Origin of the sequence: Paenibacillus terrae, assembly GCF_000943545.1 — a bacterium.
Lineage (GTDB): Bacteria > Bacillota > Bacilli > Paenibacillales > Paenibacillaceae > Paenibacillus > Paenibacillus terrae_A.
Window position 1 is genome coordinate 1 of record NZ_JTHP01000106.1, and the last position, 13,129, is coordinate 13,129.

Annotated in this window: 12 protein-coding genes; 5 read left to right on the forward strand and 7 right to left on the reverse strand. The window is 45.7% G+C overall.

The annotated features are described in order from the left end of the window. Positions 1-100: 100 nt before the first annotated feature. Genes QD47_RS27350 through QD47_RS27380 form a run of 7 tightly spaced genes read right to left on the reverse strand, consistent with a single transcriptional unit; the run spans position 101 to position 7,445 of the window. Positions 101-622 (reverse strand): SUKH-4 family immunity protein, encoded by a 522-nt coding sequence (locus QD47_RS27350; RefSeq protein WP_044649086.1) that lies wholly within the window; start codon positions 620-622, stop codon positions 101-103. A gap of 25 nt (positions 623-647) precedes the next feature. After that, positions 648-3,155 (reverse strand): nucleic acid/nucleotide deaminase domain-containing protein, encoded by a 2,508-nt coding sequence (locus QD47_RS27355; protein ID WP_044649087.1) that lies wholly within the window; start codon positions 3,153-3,155, stop codon positions 648-650. A 43-nt stretch (positions 3,156-3,198) separates the two neighbouring features. Beyond that, positions 3,199-3,639, reverse strand: coding sequence for a DUF4280 domain-containing protein (locus QD47_RS30305; RefSeq protein ID WP_052646981.1), 441 nt, complete (start codon positions 3,637-3,639; stop codon positions 3,199-3,201). A gap of 2 nt (positions 3,640-3,641) precedes the next feature. Then, the gene (locus tag QD47_RS27365) at positions 3,642-4,160 is read right to left on the reverse strand and encodes a hypothetical protein (RefSeq protein ID WP_044649088.1); all 519 of its coding nucleotides are present in this window, start codon (positions 4,158-4,160) and stop codon (positions 3,642-3,644) included. Positions 4,161-4,177: 17 nt separating this feature from the next. Beyond that, positions 4,178-5,332 (reverse strand): pentapeptide repeat-containing protein, encoded by a 1,155-nt coding sequence (locus QD47_RS27370; protein ID WP_044649089.1) that lies wholly within the window; start codon positions 5,330-5,332, stop codon positions 4,178-4,180. Positions 5,333-5,346: 14 nt separating this feature from the next. After that, positions 5,347-6,807, reverse strand: a complete 1,461-nt coding sequence (locus QD47_RS27375) for a contractile injection system protein, VgrG/Pvc8 family (protein ID WP_044649090.1) — start codon at positions 6,805-6,807, stop codon at positions 5,347-5,349. 20 nt (positions 6,808-6,827) lie between these two features. Further along, entirely contained in the window at positions 6,828-7,445 is a 618-nt protein-coding gene (locus QD47_RS27380; RefSeq protein WP_044649091.1) for a hypothetical protein, read from the reverse strand. A 165-nt stretch (positions 7,446-7,610) separates the two neighbouring features. Between QD47_RS27380 and QD47_RS27385 the strand changes: the two genes are divergently transcribed. The 5 genes from QD47_RS27385 (at position 7,611) to thrC (ending at position 13,055) form a co-directional block, all read left to right on the forward strand. Continuing rightward, positions 7,611-7,856, forward strand: a complete 246-nt coding sequence (locus QD47_RS27385; protein ID WP_152643890.1) for a hypothetical protein — start codon at positions 7,611-7,613, stop codon at positions 7,854-7,856. A 231-nt stretch (positions 7,857-8,087) separates the two neighbouring features. Next, complete coding sequence (locus QD47_RS27390; protein WP_044649093.1) at positions 8,088-8,393, forward strand: hypothetical protein; 306 nt, start codon at positions 8,088-8,090, stop codon at positions 8,391-8,393. Between the two features lie 312 nt (positions 8,394-8,705). After that, on the forward strand, positions 8,706-10,100 hold the full coding sequence (locus QD47_RS27395; RefSeq protein ID WP_044649094.1) for a TldD/PmbA family protein: 1,395 nt from the start codon (positions 8,706-8,708) through the stop codon (positions 10,098-10,100). Positions 10,101-10,103: 3 nt separating this feature from the next. Continuing rightward, a complete protein-coding gene (locus QD47_RS27400) occupies positions 10,104-11,447 on the forward strand; it encodes a TldD/PmbA family protein (RefSeq protein ID WP_044649095.1) in 1,344 nt (447 codons plus the stop codon). 216 nt (positions 11,448-11,663) lie between these two features. Continuing rightward, positions 11,664-13,055, forward strand: coding sequence for a threonine synthase (gene thrC, locus QD47_RS27405; RefSeq protein WP_044649097.1), 1,392 nt, complete (start codon positions 11,664-11,666; stop codon positions 13,053-13,055). Positions 13,056-13,129 lie beyond the last annotated feature (74 nt).

A 13,129-nucleotide genomic window follows, 5' to 3' on the forward strand; every position in this document is an offset into this window, starting at 1 on the left:
GAAAAACGAGGCTCACTCCTAACTCATGATTCAAGTTGGAATAAGCTTCTAAGGTTTTGGATTGAGGTAAACTTTAAAAGTTTAACTGAAGATGAATAAATTAAAAAAGTCCAATCTCGTATGGAAAAAGTACTCCATCCCAGTAAGTTCCGTCTTCTAGAGCTTTGGAATCTATGCCTGAAAATATAGTCTTTAGGTTTTTGACGAATAACAAATTTTCTTCATCATCAAACGGTTCCTTTATTTTTGAGGATTGTGTTCGATATAGTTGTTCAAATACTAAATAATTTTTTATATTTGAATTAATAAATACTATTTTAGATAAGTCGCGTGTTGTATATAATTCCATAGTATCTAATTTAACAATCAAACTTGTATCTACATCAGTATGTTTTCCAATTATAATAAATATATCATTATTGATAATTATCTCTTTAAAATGATCAGCATCAAAAAATTCCTTGAATATGATCTTACTTGATAACTTTTTATCTGGTAATCCAACAGCACATAAAAATTGGATTGTGTCTTCACTAAATTTAAATTTTCTTAAATCGTCTTTTGTGTACCTTATTAGTTCATTATTCCAAAAAAGTTTAATTTCCTCATTTGAAATGACCAATAAATTCACACTCCTTTAGTCGACTTTATTTAAACAATTCCTTCATTTCTTCCATTAATTTCTTTTTGCTGGCTATTGCAGCTTCTTTGGTGTCAAAAGGAAAAGAGTAAGAAGTTTCAGCATGCGGATAATTCCGGGCTATTAAATCACTGCAATCATGACCTTCCAGATCACAAAATTGTCTTTCAGAATAAATTCTTTTTACCTTAGAAGGATCAATCTCATTTTCCTTTAAATAATCATGGATCACTTTTTCTGAATGCCTTCCACCTCGTCCTTCACTATGAGCAGTTTTGTAACCAATTGAGCCATCTGGCTTCTCATATTCAAAAACTGCATAGTTTCGAGCGTCTTTTGCATTGTCTTTTAATCTTTGTTGAGCTACCATCTCAGATAAGTTATCACTTCGATATTCTATTTGTACTGCATTTCTACCTCTCCCTGCAACAGAATTACTTGTACCCGTTGTTTTAGGAGGCTCCTTAGATCTATTAACATTTGCCCCATTATAAATCTGTGTATCATCAAATTCGTCAATCGGCCTGTTTACACCTGGCCCTCCTTTTTGAGTAGGCGTAGGTTTGGACGAGGATGCTGGTTTTTGACTACTGTTCGTGCGATTCATCATTTTACTCGTGCCAAGAACGGACGACAATACCAAGAAGGGAGCTACAAATTCTGCGGCTAGCCCGCCTGTAATCATGGCGATATCCACAGACATCCGATAGGCTTCTTCGTTTCCATCAAACAGCGTATCTCTTACAAAGTTAAAGGCAGGGGTTTGCGTGTCTCCCTTGCTACCATAATTGTAGTCTTGCACACCCTCCGCGATATCGGCTACTCCCGATGCTGCCGTATACGCTCCTGCGGCGATAGCCACTGCTCCTGCCCCGGCGAGTACGAGTCCCACACCTGTCCAGCCAAAAGCAACACCAACGCCGACCGCGGCTACCCCTGCTGCAACGGTAACTGCACCCACAATGGTATTCATCAGGCCGCCGAGAATATTCAGTGCGCCTTTGGATTTCCGTTCCTCGCTCAGCTTGTATTGCTCCAGTTTTTGCGTCGCTTGCTGCGCCTCAGCCTGACCTTCAGATACAATGGGGGGATAGGCGACCGTTTCGGTGGAAGTTCCTTCGATGTAGGTTTTGTTGGACAGCATTTTATGCAGATCTTCGATCTCCAGCCCCGTAAAGCCTCCTTGCATGAAACTGAGGCTTTTCTCAGCCTTCACGGTAATGAGGGGAGTGGGGGTAGACTCCGTATCACCACCAGGCAAGGGAAGGCCCAGAGATAACTCTTCGCTGGTCTTCACCACAATTTTAGCCGGGCTATCCAATTTTACACCTTGTTCGTCCATTATAATCGAGACGGGTCCTGTTGTGAAAGAGATGTTACGCTCTGCCAATTCCATCGTTTTGCCACTGTCATTCACAAACGACTTTACATTCGGATTTCCCATTTTGGGATGGCTTTGCATCTTTTCTCCTGCACCGCGTGTTGCACTGGTGGTAAAGGCATGATTTTCATTAGAGTCGGGAAAATAGAGCTGTACTCTTCCTCCAACCTTCGGCATCGTATACCAAGCGTTATTCCCTTCCCCGGAATACGGAAACCAACTGTTACTTTCCGGTGGTTCCTCTTGATCAATATCCAGGTGTAATTGGATCATTTTTCGGTGGACTTTGATCACTCTTCCGTCCAGAGATAACCCTGTCAATAGCGGATTATATTGTTTGGGCTGACGTATACTTTGAGGGGGAGCCAGTGTATAACGCATACGTATAATCCCCCTGTCGAGTTCAATGACAGATCCAGCAACCACCATTTCCTGTCCCTTGAACCGGACAAGCTGACCCAAAGACAGTAGTTGTTTGCTCTCTACCTCGTAGGTTATATGTTTTCGGTGGTTCTTGCTTGCTCCATACGAGGTCGCACTCAGTTCTATCGGCGGGTCGAGTTCAGGCATACCGAACCAGAAAGCAGGTCGGAGCAAGGTCACATCAGGCACTAGTACAGCCCCGGTATGAGAGGCTAACCGCCTAATAAATTGCCAATCGGTCTCCTCGTACTGCATCAGAAACTTACCCACCGTTTGGCTGCTATGCGCCATATCTATATAATCGCTTCCGGGATAAGGAGCAATCACTTGACGGATGACCTGGTCATAGGTTGTGCTCCGATTTTGATAGCTCTGGGACCTACGCTTTACATCCAGATCAAAGGTGTGGGAGATACCTTCAACTTCTGCCACATACGTATCTCTTACGGCATGAATCGACATGTTCGACACCATTCCACTAAAAATGGGGATATCCCGCGATCCATTTTTCTGAAATACTTGAATCGAGTCTTGAGAACTCACGGTCTCTATGTATTTCTCAAGATGTGCGTCGGGAATGATACCGGTAAATCGGATATGCGCATGATCGTTGACCTGACGGATGACTTGAAATGAAGTCACCGCTTCCAGTTCGTATGGCCAGACAAGCCTGATCTCCCGGCTAGCCAGTGTGAGTTCAAAGGTGCTCATCTGCACCCTCCTTTCTATCCGTGCTTATGAGACTCAGATCAGGTTACTTTTTTTCAATGGTAATGGTGCCGCCGTTACTACAAACTAAAGTTGCACAGTCCAGTAAAGCAGGCTCATTATTAATAAGTACATGATCTTGGGGCTGGATCCAGCGTGACTGTCCAGGCGGGATGACAGGTGTACAGGCTAGCATCCCTGTCGCTGCTTTATCAATGACCTTGGTTTCCGAGAATACAACCCATTTTCGTTCTTCGACCTCTTCTTTTGCATCGGGGTTACTTGAACTGCTGCAGGCCCCGAACGAGATGATATTCTTACCGACAACACAATCCGTTACCCTCATGGCAGGCGCCTCTCCCACGTAAACATGATGACTGAATGGTAAGTTCAGGACATCCTTGGCACTCCCGCAAGAACACTGAATGGGCGTTCCTCTAACCACATATTTTCCATCTTGTTGACCTGAATCTTGAATTTGCGCCATACTTATTGTTCTCCTCTCACCGTATCTACCGTTTGTAAATGAAATCCGCATATCCCACGTCGAAGCAAACTTTCCACCAGATCGAGACGCACAATGGTAAAGCGCTGTTGCCTATGAACCACTTGGAATAACGGCTGCTCCGGTATTTTGGTTTCGTCCAGTATCAGCTGCGTGATGAATCCGAGCTTGTCAAGCTGACTATTCCCCGATATACAATCACTGCCTTCCATATCTTCTAAAGACCAGTACAACTTTTGATCCCCATGGGTCTGATCTATGAATACAGCTAATCCTAGTTCCAGGGTCGGAACATATTTCTTCACCATCCGATATAAGGGATTGGAAATGAATACAGCTGGTCGTTCCATATAATCCATGTACTCGGCAGTCTCCGTGCTTCGCACATACAAAGCAGTGGGGTTCTCAGACGTAAGCTTTCCCATCAATTCCCGATGAGATATGCCTATAAAAGTTAAGCTGTCTATCTCTCTTGGATCCTGTCTTAGCATAAAATAATCCATAGCTTGTACATCACCTCTTAATGGGTTGAGGGTTCAGCGGTTAGCCACCGAATTTCATTCCGTTGCTGGTCACTCCAGTTTCCTTGCTTGGCTGCACTTGCTGAGAATAAGGCTCCCTTCAGTACAGCTCCTGTGAAATCGGTTCCTTCCAATTGAGCGTCCACAAAATTAGCGCCTTCCAATCTGGCATGACGGAAACAAGCTCCTGATAAATCTGAGCCCGAAAAATCCACTCCTTCCATACCATAAAACTGGCAAGCCTGTTCATCCCATGTATGTTGGTTGCCAACGGTTGCCGAAAAGTTAGCTCCCCCCAAATGACAACGGGAAAATACAGCGTCGTACAAGATACTTCCTTGAACGTTCGTTTCTTTCAAATTGCATTGTTCAAAACGTGTACCCATCCATAGTCCTGCATTCATATCGCTCTTGCTAAAATCCATCTCTTTGAAATGCGTGTAACGAAAATCCATGTCCGTGTAGTTGCCCTGAGAGCAGTCGGCGGATGAGATCGAACGGTAGACATAATCGAATTCATTTCTTTTCTCCATCCAGCGTCGAATTGTCTTTGCATCCGTCGGTATAGGTTCCTGCACATACACGGTCTCGCTCGTATCCAAATATTCGCCTACCCGGATTTCAAAATGGTTCTCTTTCCTAAGCTGGATAAACTCTTTCTGTTGAACGAGTCGGGGTATCACCCTATGAAATAAATGAAATACATAGCGATGGTACAGAGATGCTGATTGTAAGGCCAGTTGCTCAATTTGCTGTGGATGAATAGCCCCTTGATATTCACGCCTTTTGGCATGCAGGGCATGTACACATTCTTCCAAAGGAGAGAATGCCCAGCGGGTATCATAAGGACTGGAGCAGGGGGGCGGATCTAAAAACCAAGTGCTATCATACGCATCCAGTCGATTGGTATACGTACCCAGGTGTATGGATGAGCGCAGCATTGAGCAAATGACATATCCAATAGAGCCTTTGCCCCCGTGAAGCTGCTCAAACGCGATTTTATTCCACAGCGATTGGAGCGATTGCAATAGATTTTCTTCCAATTCATCCCGGTGTTGCCCATAATAGTGATGTAGCTTCCGCACCTGCTCTGCCATGAGTGGGGCTGCTACCTGTTCTTTAAAATGAACCCAGGCTTCCTGTTTTCTTGTCATAGCTTTACCCTCGCTCAGTTCATCTTCACTTGCGTACCACGGATGTTGATGTCATTGTTGCTAATTTCAATGGTGTTCCCCTTACAATTGAGGGAGATCATCTGCTCCGCTTCGATTTTGATTGTGGGAGCCTCCATGTGAATTTCTTCTCCCGCGACGAATTGGATTTTTTGGCTGCTGGATACGGTAATGATGCCATCGTCCGACAGATGGATGGATGAGCCCTCACTAGAAATGATATCAATTCCTTGTTGTGTGAATTTAATGATTTGTCCAAACTTAGTTTTTAAATAGGGGATATCTGGATTACACATCGGGTCCACAGGTTCGGCAACCATGAGCGTTCCTCCACCCCTAGAGCCTGTTTGCTCAGGTGGATTTTCTCTGCGAATGGAGCTAATCGCCATGGCCTTTTCTTCGTGCTGATTCGGAAAATAAATTCGAATGCTGTCCCCGGCTTCAGGCATACAGTACCAGCCTGTATTATCTTCGGATGCATAGGTCGTAGAATAAGGGAATAAGAATGCCTTTGCTTCATCCTGTGTGTTGTCGATTTCCAAATGAACCTTAACCCGGTCACGATGAACGCTGAGCACCTTTCCTTGCAACGATAATCCGATGATCGCCATATTGTATGTCGGGGCAAAAGCTAGACCCGCTTGGGGTGTCAGGAGATAACGAAGCTTTAAAATGCTGTCTTGCATGGTCATCCATGCCTCACGCACCCATAATTCTTTTCCCCGAAACGTAACTTGTGACCCCAAATCCAGTAACTGATCGCTGTAAACCTCATATTCAATCGAATCGGCTGCCTGTAGTCCCTGAACATGATTTTCGGTCAGATGACGAAATTGGCTCAACGGTTTTCGGACGGTAAAGGAAGAAACCTGAATTTCCCCACCTGGCTTCTCTTGCGGCACACCAAAATAAAAGGTGGGGGCCGAAAAATAGGGAGCAGGGAGGAGACAAGCTTGAAAACGGGAAGCCATTCGCTGCAGAAACTGCCAGTCTGTCTCCTGATATTGAAGAACATAACTGCCCAGACGATGATTGGAGGAAATCATATTCATAAACTGACTACCGGAGTAAGAAGCTATGGTCTGTGCAATCAATTCATTGTAGGTCATGTTCGAATGCTGAAAGGAGGTATTCTTCAGTTGGATATCCAGTAGATAAGTCCACGACAAGGCCTCAACCGTCATGGAATACACGCCTTTGACAACCTCTAAATGAATATCTGTCACGATTCCGCTGAACAACGTTACTGTATCGCCTGCTACACGTTGTTTAAGCTCAATGGGTTGGGACTCATAATTGTTTTTTATATAGCTTTCTTTCAGTTTTTCTGGAATTCTTCCCGTTAGGGTCAGCTTGGCATGCTCGTTCAGTTTCTGTTCCACACGAATATGGATCAGTTGGCTAAACTCAAAAGGAGTAACTTCCAACTGATCATACGTAATGGGTTTAGCACTCATGATTGTGATCTCCTCTCGGATCAGGATTCAAGGATTTTTAGGTTTTCCATCATTCCCAAAGCTAATGGCATCCAAATTCGTCGTTCCTTTTCATTACAATTGAAATTACAGAGCAACATCTGATTCCGAAGCGCAATGAAATACATCAACGTGTAGATGTTTCCACCGAGTCCGGGACCTACAAAGCTGAAATATCCTACGTGATGTCCATGTACATCTTTCACCCCATCATTGATCCAATCCGCAGAAGGTTGAACGCTCTTAATCATGCCAATCATGGCATCCTTCATTTCTTGAACCTGATCATCTTGAAGAGGCTGTTCGGTGTGATTAAAGCCTAGACTGGTATCGTAGGCGGGGTCTGAATACATATATTTGGGACGTGCTTCTACCAGATATTTCACTTTGGCGATATGCTCGGGTAGAGTCGAAAATCCCTTCGGCATCATCGTCGATACTCCATATTCAGTAAGGACAAGCGGTTCAAATTCCATCGTTCCTTGGAATAACTCAATCGAACCAGCAGCAATCGATTGGGTCACTTTTTCTTGAGAAAGCGTTGGTGGAGACGTGGAGGTCTGGGAATTGCTTTGGGCCTGATGCTTTAAACGGATGATTCGTTCATCCATATGCTCCATACTTTTCACACCTTTCTTTTTTACTTATGCTAGGGTTTGGATTAATCCATTTGGTATTCAAGCTTGAGGAACAAGAGATATATTTTAAAACAACCCAGCATATGTATTTATCGGTTAAAAGAGAGATTTAGTTTACAAAATGACCCATTGGTTGGGGTATTTACAATGTGTATTTCTGGAATTAGGAGAGGTATGGGAAGAGAGGAAGATGACAGTAATTTTGAGCAATTGCCTTTCCAAGTCAGGAAGAGGGACGATTTAACCGTGATCATGGATTTGTGTAAATTAATACAGGCTCATATGGAATTAGTGGGATCAATAGAAGCGAAGGGAGAACGGGCATCATCTGGAAAAAGGGGGTGTTGTGAGAAGGATCGGATTTTGATAACTATAGGTAATATATATAATTAAAAGGAATATATCCCTTTCGCTGTCTCGACACATGAGAAGTGTATTGCATGTTTGCTATACAAGGGTTTAGAGTATCATAAGTTTATTTTAATGTCTTCCGATATTTTTCGTCCTACATCTTCCAGAATTAATTCATCTAGGTCACTATTATTTTCCTACCATTGCTACGTATCCACGTACCACATCTAGTACCATCCTTTGCTACACTGCTTATATAAAGGAGATGATAACTTGGATACTCAACCGAAACAGCCAAAGAGCGAGGAACATACGGAGCCATCCGAAAATACGGCTGATCAATATGAGAGCTTGGTACAGCAGGAAGACGAACACATAGAGAGACTTAAAACATGCACAAAGCTTATTTTGGATGCATTGTCTATTATTTCTCAAAAGGCAAGCGTACTGCACATGGAAACGGTCAAAGAAGCGGCCGATCATCTTCATATCATGGAACTGGATTTACGCAGGGAATTGTTTAAAGTTCGTTTGAAAAAAAGTATTTTGGCAAACAAAATGAAGCAAACCCAAGTATAGCAACGGAGGGGACGGAATCGTTTTGAAGAAGCGCAGCGATCGGAAGAATGATCCGTCTACGTAGCGGTCTTAGTTGCATGTACTGCCTCCCCAATCCAAACCCGACATGACCCTTCAGGGTCTAATCGGGTTTTCTCATTTCTCCCCTAATCCCCCCCGCATAAATCTTCACTCCACCCAAGCACACCGCCGCTCACGTAGTTACACCCACTCCCACATCATGTATAGTAAAGTTATGGGAAATGAACCCGCATATTATCTTGAACGAATAACCGTACAATAAGAAACATGGCAAAAACGAGGAGGAACGTGATGATACATCCAACACAGATTCAGAATATGCTGCAAGCCGCGTTGGAGACGGGCGGAGATTTTGCAGAGGTGTTCGTCGAGGACCGTACCAATGGACAACTGGGCATGACCGGGGGGGTCGTGGATACGGCGCTGTCAGGCCGGGATTTCGGGATTGGTATTCGGATCATGAAGGAGCATTTTTCGGTGTACGCCTACACCAGTGACATGAGCCAGCAGAGCCTGATTCGACTGGCCAAATCGGCTGCCAAGGCCATTCGCGGAGTTGGAGCGGCAGGTACACAACCGATCACACTCCATCCCCATGCCATCCCTAATCACCATCCCATTGCCATCATTCCTGACGGATCACAGAAACGCGCCAAGATCGACATGATGAGACGTGCGCATGAGGCGGCAAGCCAATACGATCTTTCCATCACGCAAACTTCCATTGGGATTAGCAACTCGATCCAGAACGTGCTGATCGCCAATAGCAACGGGCTGTTGGTGGAGGATACCCGCACGTATACACGCATGAGAATAAGCGCCATTGCGACAGCTGGGGAGCATAGACAATCCGGTTTTCGCGGGCCGGGAGCTTATGCAGGGACTGAATTCCTGGAGAATCTGGATATCGAAGAAAATGCAAGACACGCAGCTCGTATTGCGACCACAATGGTAACAGCGGGATACGCGCCTAGCGGCAGACTGCCCGTCGTGATCGAGAACGGGTTTGGCGGCGTTCTTTTCCACGAGGCGTGTGGTCACGGGCTGGAATCTACGGCGGTGGCACATGGAACGTCCGTGTTTGCGAATAAGATTGGGCAGCAGGTGGCTTCGCCGCTCGTCACGGCTGTGGATGATGGAACCATTCAGAACGCGTGGGGCTCGCTGAATATAGATGATGAAGGAGCGCCGACACAGCGCAACGTACTGATTGAGAACGGTATTTTAAAAGGTTATCTGATCGACCGAATGGGCTCGCGCCAGATGGGTGTACCTGCGACGGGGTCAGGACGAAGACAATCCTATAAATTCGCGCCTGCTTCCCGCATGAACAATACGTTTATTGCTAACGGAGATTCCACACGTGAAGAAATCATTGCGAATACGGAGTACGGGATCTATGCCAAATCGCTGGGCGGCGGTTCGGTGAATACTTCGACGAGCGAGTTTAATTTTGCGGTTGAAGAGGCATATATGATTCGCAACGGCAAGATTGCCGAGCCGGTCAAAGGCGCAACGCTGATCGGAAAAGGGATTGAAACACTGCAAAATATTGATATGGTCGGTAACAATCTGGATCATGGTCAGGGGATGTGCGGCTCGGTCAGCGGAAGTCTTCCGGTCAACTGCGGACAGCCAACAATTCGAGTGTCCGAAATGACCGTTGGCGGACGGAAGGGGGAATAGGCGATGAATATTCAGCAATTTCAGGAAGCATTGTTCACGAAAGGTCGGGAAATCGGCTACGCGGATATGGAAATCTACTATATAAATGGACGTTCTACCTCGGTAAAGGTACTGAAGGGGGAAATTGACCAATACACGATTGTTGAAAATGGTGGGCTTTCCTTCCGGGGTGTTATCGACGGGAAAATGGGTTATGCCTCTACGGAGAAGCTGGAGCCGGACGTGATCGACTTTTTATTGGAGGAAGCACACAGCAACGCGGACATATTGGAGAGCGAGGAACAGGATGAACTGTTCAAAGGCTCAGTAAGCTATCCGGAGCAGCCTGCCCATGCCGCCGCGTTAGCTGACACGGCTCCTGAAATTCTCATTGAGGCTGCGTTAGAAATGGAACGTACAGCGCTTGCCGCAGATCCACGGATTGTAATGGCTCGACATTGCTCAGTCAGCATTCGTGAAAATGAAGTCCTGATTGTGAACACGAAAGGGCTGCACTGTCATCGCCGCAAAAGTCTGGCGACCGCTTATGTCTACGTGATTGCCAAAGAAAATGACGAGACGGTTACCGGGGGCTGGCATGATTATTCCCTGCGGAGTGTGGAAGAAATCAATATTGCAGATGTGGCGCATAAAGCCGTAAAAGAGGCTGTTTCCAAGCTGGGTGCTCACACGATTCAATCGGATAACTATCCGGTCATTTTCCGTCATGATGCAGCAGCGCAATTGCTGGCTGCGTATACATCGGTATTTTCAGCGGAGTCAGTGGATAAAGGCTTCTCACGTCTAGCAGGGAAATTAGGGGAAAAGGTGGCAAACACCAAGCTCACGCTGGTGGATGATCCGCTGATGGAAAATGTTCCGGCAGGCAGCACATTCGATGCTGAAGGTAGTGCTACACGTCGCAACGAGATTATCAAGGACGGGGAATTACTCACGTACTTCCATAACCGCAAGACAGCCCGCAAAGCCGGAGTACAAAGTACATCCAATGCTTCTAAAGGCGGCTACAACGGTAAAATCGGTGTCTCTTATCATAATCTGTATGTGGCTCCCGGTTCTTCTACCTTGGAGGACATGATTCGCAAGACGGATCGCGGCTTGATGATTGTGGAGCTGCAAGGATTGCATGCAGGTACGAATACGGCGTCCGGTAATTTTTCGCTGGCTTGTCTGGGATACTTGATTGAGCAGGGGAAAGTGGTCAGAGCAGTCAATCAGATTACCGTATCCGGTAATTTCTTTGACGTGTTACAGCAGATTGAGGAAATTGGCAACGATTTGCGTTTTACGGGAAGCTGCACTTCACCTTCGCTCAAGCTGGCTTCACTCTCGATTTCAGGGTCATAATCACGGGAGCAACCTCCTTTTTTCCATACTCACAGCCTGTTACTGATGCCCCGATTGCCTGTGGATTACAGGTGCTTGGGACATCGGGGTATGGTAAAGTAGGAGAAAGTTCTTAAAATATTTAAAAAGGGCTTGGTTACAGCACCGCGACAGGGTATTATAGACAATAATATATTCGACAAAAATTTCGAATTGAATTTTTATTGGGGGATGGATATGAGATATATAAGCACTAGAGGTGGAGTAGAAGCCAAAGGATTTATTGATACAGTGCTCATGGGGTTAGCTGACGATGGAGGTCTGATGGTACCGGAGCAAATTCCGGTGGTGTCGGCAGCTACGCTGGAGCAATGGGCAACATTGAGCTACAGAGAGCTGCTGCTGGAAGTTTTTGCGCTGTATATCAATGATGAAATTCCTCGTGAAGATTTGGAGCAGCTGGTGGAGCGCAGCTATGCGAGCTTCCGTCATCCCGAAGTCACGCCAGTGAAGAAGATCAACGATTCCCTATATATTTTGGAGCTGTTCCACGGTCCGACGTTTGCGTTCAAGGATGTGGCGTTGCAATTTATGGGTGAATTTTATTCCTACGTGTCCAAAAAGCAGAATGAGATCATTCACATTTTGGGCGCAACCTCGGGCGATACCGGGGCGGCAGCGATTCAGGGCGTGCGTGGCAAGGAAGGCATTAAAATCTGTATTTTGCACCCACACCAAAAAGTGAGTAAGGTACAAGAATTGCAAATGACGACCGTTGACGATAAAAATGTACTGAACCTGTCCGTAAAAGGGAACTTTGACGATTGTCAAAAAGTCATCAAGGACCTGTTTGCCGATCTGGATTTCAAAGGAAAACATCATCTGCGGGCGATTAACTCGATTAACTTTGTGCGTATTTTGGCGCAAACTGTATATTACTTCTATGCTTATTTCCGGGCACAGGAGACTGCGGGTACGAAGAAGATTAATATCAGCGTGCCATCCGGCAACTTTGGCAACATCTTTTCCGGCTTTCTTGCGAAGAAAATGGGCTTGCCAATCCATAAGCTGATCATTGCGACGAATGAAAATAATATTTTGGAGCGCTTCGTGAAGACAGGCGAATACAAACCAGGCGGCTTCAAAAGCACGTATAGTCCTTCCATGGACATTCAGGTGGCGAGCAATTTCGAAAGATATCTGTACTATTTCCTTGGAGAAGATGCAGCGAAGGTAACTGAATACATGAATACCCTCAAAACCGAAGGACGGATTGTGATCAGTGCGGAAGATTTAAAACGCGTACAGCAGGATTTTGAAGCCCTGGGCGCTTCGAATGAAAAGTGTCTGGAACTGATTAGCAAATACAAAGCCGAATATGGCTATTTGCTGGACCCGCATACGGCTTGCGGTATCGCCGCGTATGAGGCGTATAATGGCGATGGAGAAGTATGTGTGACCTTTGCAACGGCGCACCCTGCCAAATTCGATGAAGCGATCCGTCTGGTGGACATTAAGCAGGAGTTCCCGGTGCAGATTGAGCAATTGTTCTCTAAATCGCAGCACCAGCAGGTGGTAGAGCATGACGAGGCAGAAATTGTGCGTCAGCTTGAAGCCTTCTATGTGTAGAAGATAATTTCAGTAATGTGGAGTTACACTCTGATAGGATGGGGAAAAGAGGCTGCGCGCCCTGTGCGCCAGCC

Bases quoted from the DNA above. Each gene is read 5' to 3' on its own strand.
- thrC (WP_044649097.1), top strand. From the start codon at position 11,664: ATGAGATATATAAGCACTAGAGGTGGAGTAGAAGCCAAAGGATTTATT.
- QD47_RS27385 (WP_152643890.1), top strand. From the start codon at position 7,611: ATGTGTATTTCTGGAATTAGGAGAGGTATGGGAAGAGAGGAAGATGAC.
- QD47_RS27375 (WP_044649090.1), bottom strand. From the start codon at position 6,807: ATGAGTGCTAAACCCATTACGTATGATCAGTTGGAAGTTACTCCTTTT.
- QD47_RS27365 (WP_044649088.1), bottom strand. From the start codon at position 4,160: ATGGATTATTTTATGCTAAGACAGGATCCAAGAGAGATAGACAGCTTA.
- QD47_RS27370 (WP_044649089.1), bottom strand. From the start codon at position 5,332: ATGACAAGAAAACAGGAAGCCTGGGTTCATTTTAAAGAACAGGTAGCA.
- QD47_RS27395 (WP_044649094.1), top strand. From the start codon at position 8,706: ATGATACATCCAACACAGATTCAGAATATGCTGCAAGCCGCGTTGGAG.
- QD47_RS27380 (WP_044649091.1), bottom strand. From the start codon at position 7,445: ATGGAGCATATGGATGAACGAATCATCCGTTTAAAGCATCAGGCCCAA.
- QD47_RS27400 (WP_044649095.1), top strand. From the start codon at position 10,104: ATGAATATTCAGCAATTTCAGGAAGCATTGTTCACGAAAGGTCGGGAA.
- QD47_RS30305 (WP_052646981.1), bottom strand. From the start codon at position 3,639: ATGGCGCAAATTCAAGATTCAGGTCAACAAGATGGAAAATATGTGGTT.
- QD47_RS27355 (WP_044649087.1), bottom strand. From the start codon at position 3,155: ATGAGCACCTTTGAACTCACACTGGCTAGCCGGGAGATCAGGCTTGTC.